Origin of the sequence: Flavobacterium movens, from assembly GCF_039581425.1 — a bacterium.
In the GTDB taxonomy this organism is placed as follows: Bacteria; Bacteroidota; Bacteroidia; order Flavobacteriales; family Flavobacteriaceae; genus Flavobacterium; species Flavobacterium luteolum.
The window spans coordinates 180,962-200,911 of record NZ_JBCPXY010000005.1 but is presented as its reverse complement, the minus strand read 5'-3'; the positions used below and the strand labels follow the sequence as shown (position 1 = coordinate 200,911).

The following is a 19,950-nucleotide window of genomic DNA, read 5'->3' as shown; positions in this document are numbered from 1 at the left end:
CACTAACCAAATTAGTATAAACAGGAGGAAATATGATTAAAAAAATACATGTTTTATTTTTTCTTTGCCTATTTGTTAGCAAGATTAGCGCGCAGGATCAGATTTCAAATGAAGTAGCCGTGGCTAATAATGGGGAAGCTAAATCTTATATAGCAAAAGATTTTCCAGAAGGCGTTTATAGAACCTATGAAGATTTTATAGAAAAGAACGCAATCAACATGGGAGATGGCATAATAAGAAAAACAGTAGTTGGTTATAAAACTCTTGATAGAACATTTCTTTCAGATCAAGTCTTTTTTGCTTGGACAAGAACTGATGTGAAAATTACTGATTTTTTTGCCATTAGTTATAATGGCAGTCTTTACATACAGCAAAAATATTTTCATAAATTTTCTGTAAAAGAAGATAAAAACCAAGATGGAGATAATCCGAATTCTTATCATAGAGTTATAAATGATGGGAAGTTTTTCTATTTAGAAGGATTGTTTGCAAATTCTTGGTCAAAAGCGTTTGCTTATGGTAGTGGAGGAGCAGTTGGAGGGACAATAGGCGCAAACTTGAATAGGTTAAAAGGTGTTGTTTTTGATGTGGATAAAAAAGAAACTAATTTTATTAGAAATTGCGAAGATTTGAATCTTTTAATCGAAAAATACAACGGCAATAAAATTGAATGTAAAGAAAAAGATGTCGATATCTTGACGGTACGTGAAAACATTCAGAAAATTATAAAATAGTTTTAGAAGCTCTTTTTGAAAAAAAAAACAAATTAAAATAGAAAAATAAAGAATATGATTATAGAACCTAGAATGAGAGGATTTATTTGTTTGACTGCCCATCCAACGGGAGCTGAACAAAATGTAAAAAATCAAATCGAGTACGTAAAATCTAAAGGAGAAATCGCTGGTGCTAAAAAAGTTTTAGTAATTGGTGCTTCTACAGGTTTCGGATTAGCTTCAAGAATTACTAGTGCTTTTGGTTCTGGTGCATCTACAATTGGTGTATTTTTTGAAAAACCACCAGTTGAAGGAAAAACAGCTTCTCCAGGATGGTATAATTCTGCAGCATTCGAAAAGGAGGCCCATAAAGCAGGTTTGTATGCAAAAAGTATCAATGGAGATGCATTTTCAAACGAAATTAAAAGAGAAACTTTAGATTTAATCAAAGCAGATTTAGGGCAAGTAGATCTTATAATTTATAGTTTAGCTTCTCCAGTAAGAACTAATCCAAATACAGGTGTTACACACCGTTCAGTTTTAAAACCGATCGGACAAACATTTACAAATAAAACAGTTGATTTTCACACAGGAAAAGTTTCAGATGTTTCAATCGCTCCAGCAAATGAGGAAGATATTGAAAATACTGTTGCTGTTATGGGTGGAGAAGACTGGGCAATGTGGATTGATGCTTTGAAAGCTGAAAATTTATTAGCTGAAGGTGCTACAACAGTTGCTTATTCTTATATTGGACCATCATTAACAGAAGCAGTTTACCGTAAAGGAACTATCGGTCGTGCAAAAGATCATTTAGAAGCTACAGCGTTTACTATTTCAGATTCTTTAGAATCTATCGGAGGAAAAGCTTATGTTTCTGTAAATAAGGCTTTAGTTACTCAAGCAAGTTCTGCAATTCCGGTAATTCCACTATATATTTCTCTTTTATATAAAATTATGAAAGAAGAAGGAATTCATGAAGGTTGTATTGAGCAAATCCAGCGTTTATTCCAAGACAGATTATACAATGGTTCTGAAGTTCCTGTTGATGAAAAAGGAAGAATCAGAATTGATGATTGGGAAATGCGTGAAGATGTTCAGGAAAAAGTGGCTAAATTATGGTTGGAAGCTACAACAGAAACATTACCAGAAATTGGAGATTTAGCTGGATATAGAAGTGATTTCTTAAATTTATTCGGATTTGAAGTGCCTGGTGTTGATTACAACGCAGATACAAACGAAGTTGTTGAGATTGAAAGTATCAAATAACATATTTTACTACTAGTAAACGAAAAACCATCAGCCAAAAGTTGATGGTTTTTTTGTTAATATAACATATCTTTGTTAAAATTTTGAAACAATAAAAATATACCCTTTAATAACGCGCATTCTGCTATGATTTTTTCTTTAATTATACCCGTGTATAATCGTCCAGATGAAGTTGATGAGCTTTTAGAAAGTCTCTCAAAATCTGATTATAATGAAGCTTTTGAAATTGTTCTTGTCGAAGATGGATCTTCAATTCCATGTCGAGATGTGGTGATGAATTATCAAGGAAAATTAAATATATCATATTACTTCAAAGAGAATTCTGGTCCAGGCGATTCTAGAAATTTCGGAATGCAGAGAGCCAGAGGTGATTACTTTATCATTTTTGATTCAGATTGTATTATTCCTTCACAATATTTGACAGAAGTTCGTAAAGAATTAGATGCAAATTATGTGGATTGTTTTGGAGGGCCAGATAAAGCGCTTGATAGTTTTTCTGATATTCAAAAAGCTATCAATTTTGCTATGACTTCATTCCTTACAACAGGAGGAATTAGAGGTGGCTCTGAGAAAATTAACAAGTTTCAGCCTCGCAGCTTTAACATGGGTATATCTAAGAAAGCTTTTGAAGCCTCAAAAGGTTTTGGAAATATTCATCCAGGAGAAGATCCAGATTTATCTATTCGTTTATGGAATCTCGGATTTGAAACTAGGCTGTTTAAGGAGGCTTACGTATATCATAAAAGAAGAATTGACTGGGAGAAATTCTCTATTCAGGTTAATAAATTTGGTATTGCAAGACCAATTTTAAATAGTTGGTATCCAGAACATAATAAGCTTACTTTTTTCTTTCCGACCCTTTTTATGCTAGGATTATTATTAGCTTTTTTATTGTTAATTTTCAATATCGATATTTTATTACAATTATATTTCGTATATTTCGTTATAATTTTTCTTACAGCTAGTATTCAAAACAAAAGCATTAAAATTGGGTATCTATCTGTAATAGCTGTGTGGAAACAATTTTATGGTTACGGAACTGGATTTTTAAAGTCATATGTAAAAGTGATTTTACTAAAGAAGAAACCACAGGAAGCTTTTCCACGTATGTTTTTTAAATTATAAGAATGACAAAAGTTATCGGTCTTACAGGAGGAATTGGCAGCGGTAAAACCACTGTAGCAAACTATTTTGAAGAAATGGGGGTTCCTGTTTATATTGCTGATGACGGTGCAAAAAGAGTAATGCAGTCAAAAAATATCCTTGAAGAAGTAAAATCTACTTTTGGTGGCAATATTTTTGATGGTGAAGTTTTAAATCGTGCCAAATTAGCACAGGTTGTTTTTAATGATAAAGAACAATTGGCAAAATTAAATGCTATTGTTCATCCAGCTGTAAAACTGGATTTTGAAGTTTGGTTGAAAAAGCATGAAGATTATGATTATGTGATTTACGAAGCGGCTATTCTATTTGAAAGTGGCCGTTACAAAGAATGCGACGTAATTATAACCGTTACAGCTCCAGAGGAGGTGAGAATTGAACGAGTTATAAAACGAGATAAAACCACGAGAGAACAAGTTTTAAGTAGAATGAAAATGCAGTGGGATGATGAAAAACGAATTTCTAAGAGCAATTTCGTGATTAATAACAATAATCTTAAAAATGCTAAAGAAGAAGTTGTTAAAATTCTTAAAATTTTAAATATAAAACAAAAACAGTCTTAAATGTTAATATTTGGTTAATGTATTATTTAGTATATTGTTAAAATATTAATTTTGTTTCGATGAATAAATTATTTTTTAGAATACTTGTTTTATTGATGAGTCTGTCCTTAATAGGGATAATTCTGGTACAAGTGTTTTGGTTCAATTCTTCGTTCAAAAATAATGAAGAGCAGTTTAAATACCACGTTACTCAAGTAATTGGAAATGTTGCAGATAAGCTGGAACAACAAGAAGAGTACAGTTTCTACGACAAATACAACCGTATTAAAGATAGTACGGGTAAAATTCCAAAAAAAGAAGATTTGTTGCAAGTATTTTATGTTCAAAGAAATACTAAAACAAACAAAACAATTGTTTATTCGAATACATTGACATCTGAGGATTATGATATTAATGGTTCGGTTTTTAACAAAAAATTCAGCAGCGAGCGTTTTAAAAATTTTAGTTCAAGAAGAGTAACTGAAGTTTATAATAATAACAATGGAATTGATAATAATAGCTTAGGACAAAGTATTATTCCTGATCTTAAAATTGAAAAATCAGGAAGTTTAGATATATTAAATAAAGTTCAACAGCAAATTCAATATAAAGACATCGCTTCTTTGACTCCAATAGAAGGTAGGATTACAAAAGATAAGCTGAGTAAATTATTGAAGAAAGAACTTGAAGAATATGGTGTAAAAACCAAATTTGAATTCGGAATATACAGCAGTGGCAATCCAACAAAAATAAAATCTGACGGATTTCATTACGATAAAGAAGCTACTTATAGCATTCCGATTTATACAGACAATGAAGGGAATAGCAAATATGAACTCTCAGTTACTTTTCCTCATAAAAAGAAGTTCTTATTGTCCGAGTTATTAAGTATTACTATTTTATCGATAGTTTTTACTTTGATTATAATTGTAGCCTATACAAGTGCATTAAATCAATTGTTGCGTCAGAAACATATTTCTGAAATTAAAACAGATTTCATTAATAACATGACGCACGAGTTTAAAACTCCGATTGCTACAATAAACCTAGCTTTAGATGCTATTAGAAGCCCTAAGGTTATTGAAGATAAAGAAAAAGTTTATCGTTATCTTCAAATGATTCGGGATGAAAATAAAAGAATGCACGCTCAGGTTGAAAATGTATTGCGTATTTCTAAATTAGAAAAAAGAGAGCTTGATATTACAAAAGAACCTACAGTAGTTACAGATATAATAGATGATGCAATTGAGCACGTTAATCTAATTTTAGAAGACAGACAAGGAACTGTCGAAAAACATTACAATGCAGCCAGAACAACAGTTCTAATTAACGAAGTTCATTTTACAAACGTACTGGTTAATATTTTAGAAAATGCAATAAAATATTCTCCAGATATTCCAAAGATTGAGATTTTTACAGAAAATGTGAAAGACATGATTCTGATAAAAGTAAAAGATCATGGTCTAGGAATGAGTAAGATAGCTCAAAAACGAGTTTTTGAGAAGTTTTATAGAGAACATACCGGAGATCTTCACAATGTAAAAGGGCACGGTTTAGGATTGGCTTATGTAAAAAGAATAGTAGAGGATCACAATGGTCAAGTATATGTAGAAAGCGAAAAAGGAAAAGGTAGCACCTTTATAATAAAAATACCATTAATAAATTAAAATATGGAAAATACTAACAAAAGAATACTTTTAGTAGAAGATGACCTAAATTTTGGGGCGGTTCTTAAAGATTATCTAATGTTAAATGACTTTGAAGTTACTTTAGCTAAAAACGGTATGGAAGGTTTCGAGAAATTCAAGAAAGATGTATATGATTTATGCATTTTGGATGTAATGATGCCTTATAAAGATGGTTACACTTTGGCCAAAGAAATTAGAGAGAAGAACAGTGAAGTGCCAATTATCTTTTTAACAGCAAAATCTATGAAAGAGGATGTATTAAAAGGTTACAAAGCTGGTGCTGATGACTATTTAAATAAACCTTTTGATTCTGAAGTTCTTTTAATGAAAATTAAAGCAATCATTCAAAGAAAATCAGCAGATACAAAAGCAGAACAAGTACAGTTTGAGTTTAATATTGGTAAATTCCACTTAAATTCAAAATTAAGATTCTTAACTTTCCAAGATGAAGAACCAATAAAATTATCTCCAAAAGAGAATGAATTGCTTAAAATGTTAATTCTTCATGAAAATGATTTAATGCCAAGAGAATTAGCTTTAACTAAAATTTGGAGAGATGACAATTACTTCACATCAAGAAGTATGGACGTTTATATCGCTAAATTGAGAAAATACCTAAAAGCCGATGAAGATGTTGAAATCTTGAACATTCACGGTGAGGGTTTCAGATTAGTTGTAAAAAGTAAAGTTTCTGAATAATTGAATTCACTAAAAAAAAATATAAGCTCTGAGAAATCAGGGCTTTTTTTTGCTACAAAACGAAGTGTTTTTTATCAGTATAATGTTTTGATTACTTGGGTAATATGTTGATTTTGATCATTAATTTGTTTCTGGTTTAAAATTATTTTAAAGAATTTTCTTTAAAATAATTTGGAAAATCAAAAAACAATTCTGAATATTTGCACACGAAAAAAAATAATAACCCTTTAAAACGAAGAAAAAATGTTTGTACTTACATCGACATCACAAAGCTTCACACCAAACAGATTTGGTGAAGCAGTTCTTCGTGGCCTATTTCAATCTTAGAAATACATTTTTAGATATATAAAAAAGCCCGAAGACAATAAGTTTCGGGCTTTTTTTATTCTAGACACTTCAAAATTTTCCCGAAAAAGCGATTTTAAAATTTATCCTTTTGGATAAGATGGTTAGCCTAGTTTGGCTATTAATTTAATGCATGATAATTTTTTATGGAAAATTATACTGTAGATGAGTATGCTTTGTGTGCTCGTTTTAAAAGTAAAAGAAGAAAAAAAAGATTAGTAAAAGAAGATTTTGAAAAACATTTAATTCAGTTAAGAAAGCTTGAAGTTGAACTTTGGAAAAAGCGTAGAGATTTACCATTAGTTCCTTTAGAAATTCCTTATCAAAAAGGCTGGCAACGCAACTTTAAATTAAGAGATGACATTGCAAGATCAAGTGAAGCTTCATTCTACAAGGAATTATTAGAAAAAATAAATACTTGGCAGTTCTCTCCTGAAAAATCTTTTGAGAGAAAGAAAAAAAGAAAAAAGAAACATGTTTATGTGGAGAAATTCCAAACTGTAAAAGAATTTTCAGAGTGGGAATGGAAAAGTTCAAAATTAGAATTGACTGAAAAAGAAAAAACACATTTTTATAAAAGAGAGCGTTGGTGTGGCAATTGTAAACGATACAAAATTCATTATGTATTTAATGAGCCTTGGCGATATGTGCTTCGTGTTAGCCCTTATATGATAACACATACAAAAATGGTTGATTCGGATTTGGAAAGTGAAATTCAAGTTATTGAAAATTATATTGTTAATCATAATCTTAGAGATAAAACAAACAGATTAATACACGGCAGTTCTCGTAAATGGAGTTACTATGAAAAAGAAAACCCAAAAGAGACAAGTCCAATTAAAAATAAAAGTCTACATATATTGTATCAGCAATATACAGATGAAATGATATAAATCATGGGAAATAAATTATCTGGAAAAGACCTGATTAAATTAGGTTTTCCAAAGAACAATTCAATAAACATTGCCTTAGGGCAAATAAACAGATATAGAAAAAGAGAAAAAAAAGAATCTATTCTAATAGAAGCAAAAGACGTTTTATTGCATCCTGAAAAATATGAAGGAAATGGAACGTGGGGAAAAGTAGCAGAAGGTTTAATTAAACCGGTTCAGGTAAGAATGCATCAGCTGAAAAATACTAGAGCGCCGTTTAAAATTTTTGGAGAAAATGAAATCGATGAGCAGGCTAAATTTCAATTGTATGATTCATTGAAACTGCCAATTTCTGTTGCAGGAGCTCTAATGCCAGATGCACATTCTGGTTACGGATTGCCAATTGGGGGAGTTCTGGCAACTGACAATGCCGTGATTCCGTATGGAGTTGGTGTTGACATTGGATGTCGAATGAGCCTTTCGATTTTTGATTTGCCAGCTTCTCATTTTAAAGGAAAAGAACATCAATTGGAAGCAATTTTAAAAGATAATACAAAATTTGGAATGTATGAAACTCATGTTTCTAGAGTTGATCATGAGGTATTTTACAATAGTGGATTTCAGGATATTCCGTTGTTAAAAAATCTTTTGCCAAAAGCTTATAAACAATTAGGAACTTCAGGCGGAGGAAATCATTTTGTAGAATTTGGAGTTGCCAAAATTGAAAACCCAGAGAACGAATGGAAATTAGAAAAAGGTGAATATTTCGCGGTTCTTTCCCATAGTGGTTCTCGCGGATTAGGCGCAAATATTGCGAAGCATTATACTTATTTGGCAACAAAACAATGTCCGCTGCCAAAAAACGTACAGCATTTAGCTTGGCTGGATTTGAATACGCATGACGGTCAGGAATACTGGCTGGCGATGAATTTAGCTGGAGAATATGCAAAAGCTTGCCATGATGATATTCACAGAAGAATTGCGAAAGCTATTGGAAAAAGAGTGGTAGTAACGATTGAAAATCACCACAATTTCGCTTGGAAAGAAATCGTAAACGGTCAGGAATGTATTGTACATAGAAAAGGTGCAACTCCGGCGGGAGAAGGACAATTAGGAATTATTCCTGGCTCAATGACTGCTCCCGGTTTTATTGTGAAAGGAAAAGGAAATTCTGAAAGTTTAAATTCGGCTTCGCATGGTGCGGGACGTTTGTTTTCAAGAGCGAAATGTAAAAGTACATTTACACAAAGTGAAGTTAAAAAGGTTTTGAAAGCAAATGAGGTAACCTTGATTGGAGGAAATATTGATGAAGCACCAATGGCATACAAAAACATTACAAAAGTAATGGCAAATCAAACCGATTTGGTTGAAGTTCTGGGAACTTTTACGCCAAAGATTGTTAGAATGGACCGTTAAAAAGAGAAAAGATTATGGAAAAAATAATTCAGATAACAGCAGGTCGCGGACCTGCAGAATGCACTTGGGTTGTTGCCCAAGTGCTTAAAAAAATTTTGGAGGAAGCTCAAGATCAGGATTTAGATGTCGTTTTACTCCAAAGAGAAAAAGGAGAAGAGAACGGAACGATTGAAACTGCATCGATTTCTGTAAAAGGAAAAAATACCGATAAGTTTATGAAATCTTGGGTCGGAACAATTCAATGGATTGGTCAGAGCCAGTTTAGGAAAATGCATAAACGGAAAAACTGGTTTGTTGGAATTTTTGAAATTGAACCACAAAAAAATACATCAGTTTCAGAGAATGACATTCAATATCAAGCGATGCGAAGTTCAGGTGCTGGCGGTCAGCATGTAAACAAAGTGAGTTCGGCAATTCGTGCGACACATATTCCAACAGGAATTGCTGTAGTAGCAATGGATAGCCGTTCGCAGCACCAAAACAAAAAACTGGCAACAGAAAGATTATTAAAAAAACTAGAAGACGAGAAACTAGTTCAGCTTAAAAGTCACGTAGAAAAACAATGGGAAAACCAACTCAATGTAGAGCGTGGAAATCCGATTAGAGTTTTTACGGGAAGTGATTTTAAAAAGAATAAAGTTGAGAAAAGCTACAAAGGAACTCGTCAGAAATTAAAAAACGATTTAAGAAATGAAAACAACTGATAAATACCTTTTTCAGGCTTTAGATAATTATCCGTTTTGGCTTGAAGGAACAATAGAGTCTTTAGATTATGCTTTTTCTTATGATGACAAAAATACAATGGTTTTGTGTTTGTATGGAAGAATTCAGGCTGAACAATTAATGAATTATGAAGAAGCGAAATCTTATTTTCAGCAAGCTTTATCGATTAATATTCATGCTCTTGAAGTGTATCCGTATTATTTGAAAACATTGATTTTAAATGAAGATTATGAAGAAGCTCAAAAGTTGATTGATTTTGCCTTAACGGTGAAAGGAATCAACAAAACTGAAATTTATATCAAAAAAGCTATTCTTTTAGAAGCGCAAAATGAGTTTAAGAAAGCATTAAAAGAGATTAAAAATGCCAAACTTCATTTATTGCAATTTAATTATGAGTCTGATATTTGAGATGTTGAGAAGAGAATTGAGAATAAAATTGATTTGCTTAAAAAGAAGAAAGAGAAAAAATCTAAGAAAGGTTCTAAAAAGAAATCGAAATGATAAAAACAAAAAACGATGCAATTTGCATCGTTTTTTGTTTTTTTAAAGTAGATATGTAAAGTTTTTAAGATAAATGAAATCTTACTTCCAATGCAATTCCAAAGCAAAGCATGTTTTTTCGCCTTTTGTAATGCTGAATGTTGCTGTTGTATGATCGTCGTCTTCGCTTTCGTGAATAACAACATTATCTTGCAGTGAAAGTTCTTTCATAAAATTCATTTCGAAGCTTTTTACTTCTTGTTTCATGATTCTTTTTGGATCAACATGATCCAAACACCATTCCAGATATTTTACGTTATTTACATGATTTACAATGTCTAAATCGGATAGATAAACTGTTTTTTCGAAAACGGCTTCTTTTTCGTGATTGATGTTTATTTTAGAAAAACCTGCTTCCGTTGCTCTGTTTTCTGGGAATAGCTCGAAATGTTCAAAAGGCAGTGCTAAAGCTTCTGGCCTACGTGCTTTTGTATTGAAAACTGCCCAATAGGTTTCGCAACCTACGATTTTTTTTCCGTTTACATACATTTCCAAAGCACGAACTGAACGTGAATTTTCTAAACTGTTAATCCATGTTTTTACCGTTACAACGTCCTGCCATTTTGGTAAAGCATGAACTTCAACGCGCATTCGGCTTAGAACCCAAGCTTGATGGAATTCCTGCATATCGTAAAAACTAATTCCGCCAACTTCTGAATGTGCTGCCGCAGTTAATTGTAAAATATTACACAAATCGGTATATTTTAAGAAACCAGTTGGTGTGCATTGCGTGAAATTGATTTCCCAGTCTTTGCTTAAAACTGATGTGAAATTGGGAGATATTGGCATTTTTTAATTTTAGATTTATTTTTTAGAAAATAGAGTAAAGAGTATAGATAAAAGAATTTCTCTTATTTTAGAAGATTTTCTATGTAATTTATAATTTCTTTTCTATCTGTTGCGTAATCAAACCATTTGGTGTTTTCGTTTCGTTTGAACCACGTTAATTGTCTTTTCGAGAATCTTCGTGTGTTTTTTTTGATTTCTTCTATCGCAAAAGGCAAAGTGAATTCTTCGTCAAAATAACTAAATAATTCTCTATAACCGACTGTTTGAAGTGCATTTAACGCTTTGTTAGGATAAAGTGCTTCGGCTTCTTTTAATAATCCTTCGTTCATCATAATGTCAACTCTTTGGTTGATTCTGCTGTATATGATTTCTCTGTCGGCATCTAAACCGATTAGAATAGGCGTGAAGTTTCTATTATTTTTCTTCTGATTTAAAAAGGAAGAATAAGGTTTTTGAGCTCCAATGCAAACTTCAACAAAACGCATCATTCGCTGTGGATTTTGTAAAGTCTGCGGATTTTCTACAGTTATTTTTTGATAATATTCTGGGTCCAAATTTTTGAGTTGTTCCTGAAGATATTCGATTCCGAGTTTTTCGTAGTTTAAATTTACTTCATGTCGAACTTTTGGATCAATTTCTGGAAACTCGTCAAACCCTTTTAAAATGGCATCTACATATAATCCTGAACCACCGATAAGAATAACAAAATCATTGGTTTGAAATAGTTCTTCGATTTTAGCTAAAGCTTCTTTTTCGTAGTCGCCAACTGTGTAGCTTTCAAAAATAGATTTATTTTGGATAAAATGGTGCTTAGCCGAATTTAATTCTTCTTGATTGGGAACTGCGGTTCCAATGGTCATTTCTTTGAAAAATTGACGGCTGTCGCAAGAAACGATTTCGCATTTAAAATGTTGTGCCAAAGCAATACTTAAGGCTGTTTTGCCTATAGCTGTTGGTCCGACAATGGTGATTAGGTATTTCATATTTTTTAGCCCAGATGGAAATGGAAACCCCGGACTTATATTTGTTGAATTTTTTTTGGTGTAAAAGAGCGACCAACGGAAGCTCCTTTTATGCCTTAAAAAAATACAAATATAAGGAGGAGTTGGAATGTACAGCTGGATTAGCTTCTATAATTAATTATTTGGCAGTTCGGTTCCGCATTCGTAGCAATATTTTGCATTATCGAAATGGACTTGCGACTGACATTTTCTACATGTTTTTTTTGTGCCTACAAAACTACCTTTCAGACTGCTTTTTGCAAATTCGGCGGTTACAATTCCGGTTGGAACGGCGATGATTCCGTAACCTAAAATCATAACAAAAGCGGCGATAAATTGTCCAAGTGGCGTTTGCGGTGAAATATCTCCATAACCAACCGTTGTAAGCGTAACAATTGTCCAGTAGATTCCCATTGGAATACTGGTAAATCCAGATTCTCTACCTTCAACTAGATACATGATTGTACCGATAATTACAGTGCTGATTAAGACAAAATAAATAAAAACCAGAATTTTTTCTTTGCTGGCTTCGATAGCTTCTTTTAGTTGTAGGGATTGATGATTGATTTGCGGAATATGCAGAATCTTGAATAATCGGAGAAAACGCAACGCTCTTACGATTGATAAAATACTCGCACCAGGGAAAAAAATGGACAGATACATTGGTAAAACAGCAAGTAAATCGATAATTCCGTAAAAGCTGAAAATGTATTTGAGTGGTTTTTGGATTGAAATAATTCTTAATACATATTCGATGGTAAAGAATATGGTAATTATCCATTCACAGACTAGTAATTGTTCGTGATATTTAGAACTTACGCCTTCAACAGTATCAAGCATTATTAAAAGAACGCTCAATAAGATTAAACCTAACAATACTAAATCGAACATTCTTCCTAAAATGGTATTGGTGCCATATAGAACGATTTTGACTTTTTCTCTGAAGATTTCGTATTGTGATTTTGTCTTTTTCATATCCTTAAAGATAATCAAAGTTTTGTTTTGTTAAAAATGAAGGATTTTCAATGACTTGCTCTTGCGAATGTAATTCTGAATGATGTTTTTGACATCTCGGTTGTGCTGCATTGGTGTTAGAATATTTTTTAGGATGTCGATGTTTGTAATCTGATAATTAAGATCGTAATAGGCGTAACCTTTGTAAATTCCGTTTTCGATCAAAACAGCGCTTCTTTCATTTACATTTCGGCCTCTATCTATAAGAATCAAGCTTTTGTTTTCGAAACTGTTTTCAGAAATGAATTGCTGTACTCTCAGATTATAAACTTCGGGAGTCACTTCGCCAATACAGGCGCCATCGCATTCTTTGATTTTATATTGAAAACATTCTTTTTTGGTTTGATATAAACCTGTTAGTTTTTGGCACAAATGATATTTTGCAGTATACCTGAAAAGAGCATTTTTGCCTTCTTGAAGTGAAGCAAAAGAAGTTATTTCTTTTTTTCGTCCGTCGGCTTTTTCCAGTTTTAAATTTAAATACCCTTGAGTGTCTTTTTCGGCATACAAGGCGTATTGAAAAATTGTTTTTCTCTGAGCACGATTGTATCTCGGTCTGTTTATTTTTATTTCTTCACTTTCTTTTAAAAGTGCGATTAATTCACTTCCAGTTTCATCATACGTAATCGTAAAAACTTCTGCCTGAATTTTTTTGCTTTTGGTGGTAACTCCTGTAAAGTGCTGATTGACTCTTTTTTTGATGTTTTGGCTTTTGCCAATGTAGATTAAAGTGCCGCTTTCGTTATAGATATAATAAACACCAGTTTTTGTTGGCATTTGGCTTAAAATGTCTAAAAATTTTGGAGAAATCCCTTTTTCGACTTCGAGTTTTATAAAATCTTTTACGATCGTTTTTTCGACATCTTTTTCTAAAAGCATTTTAAAAAGCTTGGTTGTAGCCATAGCATCTCCGCTAGCGCGATGTCTATCGGCCATTGGAATTCCAAGTGCACGGACTAGCTTCCCTAAACTGTATGAAGGCTGTTCTGGAATTAGTTTTTTTGCTAATTCAACTGTACAGAGTGTTTTAGCTTCAAAATCGTAACCTAAGCGACGAAATTCAGTTCTAAGGATTCTATAATCGAAAGAAGCGTTGTGAGCAACAATTACGCAATCTGAAGTAATTTCGATAATGCGTTTTGCAACTTCATAAAATTTCGGCGCTGACTGCAACATAGCGTTATTGATTCCAGTCAGTTTTACAACGAAAGGCTGGATTGGAATTTCAGGATTGACAAGGCTGATGAATTGATCAACTACTTCATGTCCATCAAATTTGTAGATGGCGATTTCGGTAATTCCCTCTTCATTAAACTGTCCTCCAGTTGTTTCTATGTCAAGTATTGCGTACAAATTATGTGTTCAGTGTTCAGTTTCGATTATTATCGAAATTAGTGTTCAGTTTTCTACGTATTGCAGTGCACCCTTAAAACAGTTATTAACGTCCGCCAAAAATGCTGCTTCCAATTCTTACCATTGTGCTTCCGCATTCTATAGCTAGCTTATAATCTCCAGACATTCCCATAGATATGATGCTAAAATCGTTAATGGTCTGCAGTTTTTGAGTTGAATCAAAAATCGATTTTAAATGTGTAAATTCTTTTTTTATCTGGTTTTGATCTTCTGTGAATGTTGCCATTCCCATTAAACCTAAGATACGAATATTTTTTAACTCTTTAAACTCCACAGAAGTTAAAAGTTCATTTAATTCGTTTTCGTCCAAACCAAATTTAGATTCTTCTTCAGCAATATAAATTTGAAGAAGACAGTCTATTGTTCTATTGTTTTTTACAGCTTGTTTGTTGATTTCTTGTAGTAATTTCAAACTATCAACCCCATGAATCAAACTCACAAACGGAGCCATAAATTTGACTTTATTTGACTGAACATGACCAATCATGTGCCATTGGATATCTTTTGGCATTTGTTCCCATTTTTCAGTCATTTCCTGAATTTTGTTTTCACCAAAAATACGTTGTCCAGCTTCGTAAGCCTGCATCAAGTCTGAAACAGGTTTTGTTTTTGAAACGGCAACAAGAGTTACATGTTCAGGTAAACTTTTTTTTATATTTTGTAAATTTGATTTAATGCTCATTATAATCTTGTTTTATCATTTCTGATCTCAATCTATCGGCTAATTCAAAGTTTTTATTAGCATTTAATTTATGATTTCCTAATCGTAAAATACGTCTTTTCCAGTCATAAATACCTGGAAAAGAAGCAATAATTCTATCTTTTAAAGAATTACAAGGAATAATATGAATGTGACAATGAAATATTGACTGTCCCGCTTCTTTATTAATGGCTGTCCATATCCTAATTCCTTTACAATTGTATGCCTTTTGCATGGCATAATTTATATTGTTGAGAATTGGAATTAACTCTTTAGAATGATCAGCAGAAAGTTCTAAAATGTTCTTGAAATGTTTTTTCGGAATTAATAAACAAATAGAACCAATGCTTGTTTGTCGATATTTATCTGTAAGAATTATAAATAAATCATTTTCAAAAATAACTTCTTCATTAAACCGATCTCCTTCTATTATTTTACAAAAACGACATTCTTGCATTAAAAAGCTAAATATTTAGATTTAAATAAACTGTTTCGAGATTTTCTCTGCTTTTTTGCTTTCGCTATAATCGTAAAAACCTTCTCCAGATTTAACTCCTAGTTTTCCGGCTCTAACCATATTTACTAAAAGCGGGCAAGGAGCATATTTAGGATTTTTGAATCCGTCGTACATTACATTTAGAATAGCAAGACAAACGTCAAGACCAATAAAATCGGCTAATTGAAGCGGTCCCATAGGATGTCCCATTCCTAATTTCATTACCGTATCGATTTCGTAAACTCCAGCAACTTTATTGTATAACGTTTCGATTGCTTCATTTAGCATTGGCATTAAAATTCTGTTCGCCACAAAACCTGGATAATCATTTACTTCAACAGGAACTTTACCTAATTTTTCAGATAAATCCATGATGATTTTGGTTACTTCATCACTTGTATTGTATCCACGGATGATTTCGACCAATTTCATAATCGGCACGGGATTCATAAAATGCATCCCGATAACACGCTCAGGATGTGCTACAACAGCTCCAATTTGTGTAATTGAGATAGAAGACGTGTTTGTTGCTAAAATCGTATTGTGAGAGCAATATTCGTTTAACTGCTTGAAAATATTTAGTTTTAATTCAACGTTTTCAGTTGCTGCTTCAACAACAAGATCAACACCTACAACACCGTCTTTAATATCAGTATAAGTTATGATGTTAGTTATAGTTTTGGTAACATCTTCTTGAGTTATTGTACCTTTAGATAACATACGATCCAAATTGGCAGCAATAGTTGCCATTCCTTTGTCTAAAGATTTTTCAGAAACATCGATTAATTTTACGGTAAAACCGCTTTGTGCAAAGGTATGAGCAATTCCGTTACCCATTGTTCCTGCTCCAATTACAGCTATTGTTTTCATTTTATACTAGATATTTTTTTATGATTTAGCCACGAATTCACCAAATAATTCGTGAATTCGTGGCTATTTATTTTGATTTTTTTTTACTATTTATTGAAACAATCAATAATTTGATACGCCACACGTAATGCGTCTGTTGCTTGTTCAAGTGTTACAACTGGAGTTGTATTGTTGTTTATTGAATCTGCAAACGAATTCAATTCATCCAAAATAGCATTGTTTTGCTCAACATCTGGATTAGTGAAATAAATTTGTTTTTTTACTCCTTCAGCATTTTGAAGAATCATATCAAAATCTCCTGGTACTTCTGGGGCATCTTTCATACGAACTACTTCACATTTTTTTTCTAAAAAGTCGACAGAAATATAAGCGTCTTTTTGAAAGAAACGTGATTTGCGCATGTTTTTCAAAGAAATTCTGCTTGCAGTTAAATTGGCAACACAGCCATTTTCGAATTCAATTCTAGCATTGGCAATATCAGGAGTATCACTAATTACAGATACACCGCTTGCATGAATATCTTTTACTTTTGAATTAACAACGCTTAAAATAGCATCAATATCATGAATCATTAAATCTAAAACCACAGGAACATCTGTACCACGCGGGTTAAATTCTGCCAAACGATGCGTTTCTATAAACATCGGATTTTCAATCATGTTTTTCGTAGCAATAAAAGCGGGATTAAAACGCTCTACGTGACCTACTTGCCCTTTTACATTGTATTCATTTGCTAAAGCGATAATTTCTTCGGCTTCTTCTACAGTGTTAGCAATTGGTTTTTCTATAAAAATGTGTTTTCCTGATTTTATAGCAACCTTAGCACATTTATAGTGTGAAAGGGTTGGAGTTACAATATCAATCACATCAACAGCGTGAATGAGTTTTGCAATTGTACTGAAGTTTTTATAGCCAAACTCTTTTGAGATTTTTTCGGCATTTTCTTGATTTTCGTCGTAAAATCCAACTAATTCGTATTTGTCAGATTGTTGTAATAAGCGTAAATGTATTTTACCAAGATGACCAGCACCTAAAACTCCTACTTTTAACATGAGAATGTATTTTAAACAAAAATAGAATTTATTTGTTGAAAGTAAAAAAGAATTTAGTGAATTGTGAGTTGTGAGTTGTGAATTGTAAATTATGACTTTCGGCTTTCGGCTTTCGACTTTCCACTGTATTAATTTATTATTTAAAAATCAATATTTGAAATCCTGTTTTGTTTCTTATTTTTGCGAAAATAAAACCTACCTATTTTGAAAGACACTGCCAAACATCAAGGACTTCGTAATCAATTAGTAACTACTTTAGAACAAAAAGGAATTACTGATAGAGCGGTGCTGGATGCGATAAAAAAAATCCCGAGACACCTTTTTTTAAATTCAAGTTTTGAAGATTATGCTTATCAAGATAAGGCTTTTCCTATTGGGGCAGGACAAACTATTTCGCAGCCATACACAGTTGCTTTCCAATCGCAGTTGTTGGAAGTAAAAAGAGATCATAAAGTTCTTGAAATCGGGACTGGTTCTGGTTATCAGACTGCTGTTTTGTTTATGCTTGGGGCTAAAGTATATACTGTTGAAAGACAAAGTGAATTGTTTAAAAAAACGTCAAACTTATTTCCAAAATTAAATATTCGTCCTAAGCACGTTACATTTGGAGATGGATATAAAGGATTGCCAAATTTTGCGCCATTTGACAGTATTATAGTTACAGCAGGTGCGCCTTTTATTCCACAGCCTTTAATGGCACAATTGAAAATAGGAGGGCGATTGGTTATTCCGTTAGGAGAAGATGTTCAGATTATGACTTTATTGATTAGAAAGAACGAAACTCAATTTGAAAAACATGAGTTTGGAGAATTTAGATTTGTTCCTCTTTTAGAAGATAAAAATTAATGAGAAAGCCCAGTTTAGCTGGGCTTTTTTATTTTTCGATTAATTGTATCGCTTTTTTTAGATTTTCTTTTTCAATTTGAATGATATAATTAATAAAAATAGATTTGTCATTCTGAATCTGACTTTCCTCCAAAATAGAAAAATATTCATCCATACTCTTTTGATTTTCGTCAATTGTGACGTATGTATAATTATGTTGGATTAAAATCCAGTTCAATGCTAAGTTTGACATTTGCAGATTTCCATTTTCAAAAGGCTTAATTTCAGCTATTTTTAGGTGAGCTTCAGAAGCGAGAATTATGGGATGCAGAATGTTTTTTTGTGATTCATACCAATTAAAAAATAAATTCATTTCGCGTATAATAAGAGCATCATTGATATATTTTCCAGAGTTTTCAAATTCAAATCCTTTAAAAAGAAAAGTGTGAAGCAAAAGAAAATCTTTTTCATTTAATGCCGTTTTCTTTTGAATTAGGTCTTTAATGTAAAATGTTGCTTCTTGAAAATTAATAGCTTCAAGATGATTTTGTATGCTTTTTCCAGAAATAGTCAATCCTTCATTTAAAACTAGTTTGGTTTCTTCTAATGTTAATGGATTCTTGTTTAAATGGATACTTTTAAATATAAATTCTAATTCTAAAGTTTTTGAGATTTGACGGAATTCAAAATGATTAAAAGAATGGATTTTATTTTTTAAGACTTCAATCTCATCCAAGATATTTTGAATAGAAAATATTAATGCTGAGTTGATTTCTTTTTTATTGTTTTGAATTTCTTGTTCAGCTAAAATTAAGGCTTTTAAGGCAAATTCTTCGTCGCCAATTTCATAAAGAATCTTTTCTTTAAGCCAGACAATCATTAAAGTTTCATAATCAATTTCTAGAAGCTGAGCCAGTTTTGAAATCTGTTCTTTTGTTGGTTTTCGTGTTCCTGATTCAAATTTACTGATTAAAGCCTGATCTATTCCGGCCAATTGTGCCAATTCACGGGTTTTAAAACCTTTTTGTTCTCGTGCATTTTTTAAAAGTGATTTCATTTTTGATGAAAATTATAGTCTTGACAAAACTAGTCATAAAATTAGTCATAAAAAAAGCAACATTTTTACGTTGCTTTTCTTTTCATTTTATTTGGGAGGTAAAGAACCATCTTTACGCATTTCTTTTACTACAGTCTGCATAATCGCGTCTACTGTTTGTCCTAGATCGGTTACATATTGTGATTCTGTAGTTCCTGTCCAAATTAATTTGTTTTGTTTTAATGAAAATACATTGGTTTCAACCATGTAAGAAGTAGTTTCTTGGTAATAACCCGGATCATAAAAGTTTGGAGAGTACATGCCATACCAGTTTCCAAAGCCGTATCCGTACATGCCTGTATACATTCCGTCAAAACCGCCATAATACATTCCTGTATAAGTGCCGGGAACATAATTAACTTCTTTTTCTTTGCTGACCAAACGCATACTGATTACGCCATCAAAGTTTTCGTCTTGTAAGACCTTTAGTTTTTGTTCTTGCGTTAATTGGGAGGTTGCATTTAAATACTGATATGAAGTTTTAAAAACCGGATTACCAGCAGCAATTCTGTTTTCAATAATTCGTCTCGAAGCTTCATCTTTGACTAAAGCTACCACCAAAACTTTTTTAAATTGTTCTTGTGTGATCGTTACATCTGGATCTCTCCAGCTGTTTACAATTGATGTATTACTGCCGCAACTTGAAAACGCTGCTATAGCGAAAAACAAAACTAAGTACTTTTTCATATTTTACAGTTAAATTATTTTGTAATAAAAATAACGATAAAA

Annotated in this window: 21 protein-coding genes; 11 read left to right on the top strand and 10 right to left on the bottom strand. The window is 32.2% G+C overall.

Annotated elements, in window-relative coordinates:
- The first annotated feature begins 32 nt into the window (after positions 1 to 32).
- The 10 genes from AAYQ05_RS11210 to AAYQ05_RS11165 all read left to right on the top strand — a co-directional run bounded on the left by AAYQ05_RS11210 (position 33) and on the right by AAYQ05_RS11165 (position 9,833).
- A complete protein-coding gene (locus AAYQ05_RS11210) occupies positions 33 to 734 on the top strand; it encodes a hypothetical protein (protein ID WP_343543373.1) in 702 nt (233 codons plus the stop codon).
- 54 nt (positions 735 to 788) lie between these two features.
- A complete protein-coding gene (gene fabV / locus AAYQ05_RS11205; RefSeq protein ID WP_177210004.1) occupies positions 789 to 1,979 on the top strand; it encodes an enoyl-ACP reductase FabV in 1,191 nt (396 codons plus the stop codon).
- Between the two features lie 126 nt (positions 1,980 to 2,105).
- Complete coding sequence (locus AAYQ05_RS11200; RefSeq protein WP_343543371.1) at positions 2,106 to 3,104, top strand: glycosyltransferase family 2 protein; 999 nt, start codon at positions 2,106 to 2,108, stop codon at positions 3,102 to 3,104.
- 2 nt (positions 3,105 to 3,106) lie between these two features.
- Entirely contained in the window at positions 3,107 to 3,703 is a 597-nt protein-coding gene (gene coaE / locus AAYQ05_RS11195; RefSeq protein ID WP_343543370.1) for a dephospho-CoA kinase, read from the top strand.
- A gap of 59 nt (positions 3,704 to 3,762) precedes the next feature.
- Positions 3,763 to 5,349 (top strand): sensor histidine kinase, encoded by a 1,587-nt coding sequence (locus tag AAYQ05_RS11190; RefSeq protein ID WP_343543369.1) that lies wholly within the window; start codon positions 3,763 to 3,765, stop codon positions 5,347 to 5,349.
- Between the two features lie 3 nt (positions 5,350 to 5,352).
- Complete coding sequence (locus tag AAYQ05_RS11185) at positions 5,353 to 6,069, top strand: response regulator transcription factor (protein ID WP_008463080.1); 717 nt, start codon at positions 5,353 to 5,355, stop codon at positions 6,067 to 6,069.
- Between the two features lie 491 nt (positions 6,070 to 6,560).
- Positions 6,561 to 7,307 carry a hypothetical protein gene (locus AAYQ05_RS11180; protein ID WP_343543367.1) on the top strand — a complete coding sequence of 249 codons (747 nt, stop codon included), beginning with the start codon at positions 6,561 to 6,563 and terminating at the stop codon, positions 7,305 to 7,307.
- 3 nt (positions 7,308 to 7,310) lie between these two features.
- The gene (locus AAYQ05_RS11175; RefSeq protein WP_343543366.1) at positions 7,311 to 8,702 is read left to right on the top strand and encodes an RtcB family protein; all 1,392 of its coding nucleotides are present in this window, start codon (positions 7,311 to 7,313) and stop codon (positions 8,700 to 8,702) included.
- Between the two features lie 14 nt (positions 8,703 to 8,716).
- Positions 8,717 to 9,406 (top strand): peptide chain release factor H, encoded by a 690-nt coding sequence (prfH, locus tag AAYQ05_RS11170; protein WP_343543365.1) that lies wholly within the window; start codon positions 8,717 to 8,719, stop codon positions 9,404 to 9,406.
- Complete coding sequence (locus AAYQ05_RS11165; RefSeq protein ID WP_343543363.1) at positions 9,393 to 9,833, top strand: hypothetical protein; 441 nt, start codon at positions 9,393 to 9,395, stop codon at positions 9,831 to 9,833. Before prfH ends, AAYQ05_RS11165 begins: the two co-directional genes overlap by 14 nt.
- A gap of 174 nt (positions 9,834 to 10,007) precedes the next feature.
- Here AAYQ05_RS11165 and AAYQ05_RS11160 read toward each other — a convergent pair whose 3' ends face one another.
- The 8 genes from AAYQ05_RS11160 to AAYQ05_RS11125 form a co-directional block, all read right to left on the bottom strand.
- Positions 10,008 to 10,754, bottom strand: a complete 747-nt coding sequence (locus AAYQ05_RS11160; protein ID WP_343543361.1) for an acyl-[acyl-carrier-protein] thioesterase — start codon at positions 10,752 to 10,754, stop codon at positions 10,008 to 10,010.
- A 62-nt stretch (positions 10,755 to 10,816) separates the two neighbouring features.
- Positions 10,817 to 11,737, bottom strand: a complete 921-nt coding sequence (miaA, locus tag AAYQ05_RS11155) for a tRNA (adenosine(37)-N6)-dimethylallyltransferase MiaA (protein ID WP_343543359.1) — start codon at positions 11,735 to 11,737, stop codon at positions 10,817 to 10,819.
- 153 nt (positions 11,738 to 11,890) lie between these two features.
- Complete coding sequence (locus AAYQ05_RS11150) at positions 11,891 to 12,730, bottom strand: ion transporter (RefSeq protein WP_343543358.1); 840 nt, start codon at positions 12,728 to 12,730, stop codon at positions 11,891 to 11,893.
- 30 nt (positions 12,731 to 12,760) lie between these two features.
- Complete coding sequence (locus tag AAYQ05_RS11145; protein WP_343543356.1) at positions 12,761 to 14,122, bottom strand: exonuclease domain-containing protein; 1,362 nt, start codon at positions 14,120 to 14,122, stop codon at positions 12,761 to 12,763.
- Positions 14,123 to 14,207: 85 nt separating this feature from the next.
- Entirely contained in the window at positions 14,208 to 14,864 is a 657-nt protein-coding gene (locus AAYQ05_RS11140) for a YggS family pyridoxal phosphate-dependent enzyme (protein ID WP_343543355.1), read from the bottom strand.
- Entirely contained in the window at positions 14,854 to 15,339 is a 486-nt protein-coding gene (locus AAYQ05_RS11135; protein ID WP_343543354.1) for an HIT family protein, read from the bottom strand. The genes AAYQ05_RS11140 and AAYQ05_RS11135 overlap by 11 nt, the downstream gene beginning before the upstream one ends.
- A 21-nt stretch (positions 15,340 to 15,360) precedes the next feature.
- On the bottom strand, positions 15,361 to 16,248 hold the full coding sequence (locus AAYQ05_RS11130; protein WP_177209990.1) for a 3-hydroxyacyl-CoA dehydrogenase family protein: 888 nt from the start codon (positions 16,246 to 16,248) through the stop codon (positions 15,361 to 15,363).
- Between the two features lie 86 nt (positions 16,249 to 16,334).
- Positions 16,335 to 17,300 carry a Gfo/Idh/MocA family protein gene (locus AAYQ05_RS11125; RefSeq protein ID WP_343543351.1) on the bottom strand — a complete coding sequence of 322 codons (966 nt, stop codon included), beginning with the start codon at positions 17,298 to 17,300 and terminating at the stop codon, positions 16,335 to 16,337.
- Positions 17,301 to 17,504: 204 nt separating this feature from the next.
- Here AAYQ05_RS11125 and AAYQ05_RS11120 point away from each other — a divergent pair, with 204 nt between their 5' ends.
- Positions 17,505 to 18,146 (top strand): protein-L-isoaspartate(D-aspartate) O-methyltransferase, encoded by a 642-nt coding sequence (locus AAYQ05_RS11120; RefSeq protein WP_343543349.1) that lies wholly within the window; start codon positions 17,505 to 17,507, stop codon positions 18,144 to 18,146.
- A 28-nt stretch (positions 18,147 to 18,174) separates the two neighbouring features.
- On the opposite strand, the gene AAYQ05_RS11115 is transcribed toward AAYQ05_RS11120, so the two are convergent.
- Entirely contained in the window at positions 18,175 to 19,182 is a 1,008-nt protein-coding gene (locus AAYQ05_RS11115; RefSeq protein WP_343543347.1) for a helix-turn-helix domain-containing protein, read from the bottom strand.
- An 87-nt stretch (positions 19,183 to 19,269) separates the two neighbouring features.
- Positions 19,270 to 19,908 (bottom strand): putative periplasmic lipoprotein, encoded by a 639-nt coding sequence (locus tag AAYQ05_RS11110; protein WP_281632192.1) that lies wholly within the window; start codon positions 19,906 to 19,908, stop codon positions 19,270 to 19,272.
- Between the last annotated feature and the right edge of the window lie 42 nt (positions 19,909 to 19,950).

Excerpts from the sequence above, each read along its gene's own strand:
- AAYQ05_RS11210 (WP_343543373.1), top strand. The coding sequence starts at position 33 with ATGATTAAAAAAATACATGTTTTATTTTTTCTTTGCCTATTTGTTAGC.
- fabV (WP_177210004.1), top strand. The coding sequence starts at position 789 with ATGATTATAGAACCTAGAATGAGAGGATTTATTTGTTTGACTGCCCAT.
- AAYQ05_RS11200 (WP_343543371.1), top strand. The coding sequence starts at position 2,106 with ATGATTTTTTCTTTAATTATACCCGTGTATAATCGTCCAGATGAAGTT.
- coaE (WP_343543370.1), top strand. The coding sequence starts at position 3,107 with ATGACAAAAGTTATCGGTCTTACAGGAGGAATTGGCAGCGGTAAAACC.
- AAYQ05_RS11190 (WP_343543369.1), top strand. The coding sequence starts at position 3,763 with ATGAATAAATTATTTTTTAGAATACTTGTTTTATTGATGAGTCTGTCC.
- AAYQ05_RS11185 (WP_008463080.1), top strand. The coding sequence starts at position 5,353 with ATGGAAAATACTAACAAAAGAATACTTTTAGTAGAAGATGACCTAAAT.
- AAYQ05_RS11180 (WP_343543367.1), top strand. The coding sequence starts at position 6,561 with ATGGAAAATTATACTGTAGATGAGTATGCTTTGTGTGCTCGTTTTAAA.
- AAYQ05_RS11175 (WP_343543366.1), top strand. The coding sequence starts at position 7,311 with ATGGGAAATAAATTATCTGGAAAAGACCTGATTAAATTAGGTTTTCCA.
- prfH (WP_343543365.1), top strand. The coding sequence starts at position 8,717 with ATGGAAAAAATAATTCAGATAACAGCAGGTCGCGGACCTGCAGAATGC.
- AAYQ05_RS11165 (WP_343543363.1), top strand. The coding sequence starts at position 9,393 with ATGAAAACAACTGATAAATACCTTTTTCAGGCTTTAGATAATTATCCG.
- AAYQ05_RS11160 (WP_343543361.1), bottom strand. The coding sequence starts at position 10,754 with ATGCCAATATCTCCCAATTTCACATCAGTTTTAAGCAAAGACTGGGAA.
- miaA (WP_343543359.1), bottom strand. The coding sequence starts at position 11,737 with ATGAAATACCTAATCACCATTGTCGGACCAACAGCTATAGGCAAAACA.
- AAYQ05_RS11150 (WP_343543358.1), bottom strand. The coding sequence starts at position 12,730 with ATGAAAAAGACAAAATCACAATACGAAATCTTCAGAGAAAAAGTCAAA.
- AAYQ05_RS11140 (WP_343543355.1), bottom strand. The coding sequence starts at position 14,864 with ATGAGCATTAAATCAAATTTACAAAATATAAAAAAAAGTTTACCTGAA.
- AAYQ05_RS11135 (WP_343543354.1), bottom strand. The coding sequence starts at position 15,339 with ATGCAAGAATGTCGTTTTTGTAAAATAATAGAAGGAGATCGGTTTAAT.
- AAYQ05_RS11130 (WP_177209990.1), bottom strand. The coding sequence starts at position 16,248 with ATGAAAACAATAGCTGTAATTGGAGCAGGAACAATGGGTAACGGAATT.
- AAYQ05_RS11125 (WP_343543351.1), bottom strand. The coding sequence starts at position 17,300 with ATGTTAAAAGTAGGAGTTTTAGGTGCTGGTCATCTTGGTAAAATACAT.
- AAYQ05_RS11115 (WP_343543347.1), bottom strand. The coding sequence starts at position 19,182 with ATGAAATCACTTTTAAAAAATGCACGAGAACAAAAAGGTTTTAAAACC.
- AAYQ05_RS11110 (WP_281632192.1), bottom strand. The coding sequence starts at position 19,908 with ATGAAAAAGTACTTAGTTTTGTTTTTCGCTATAGCAGCGTTTTCAAGT.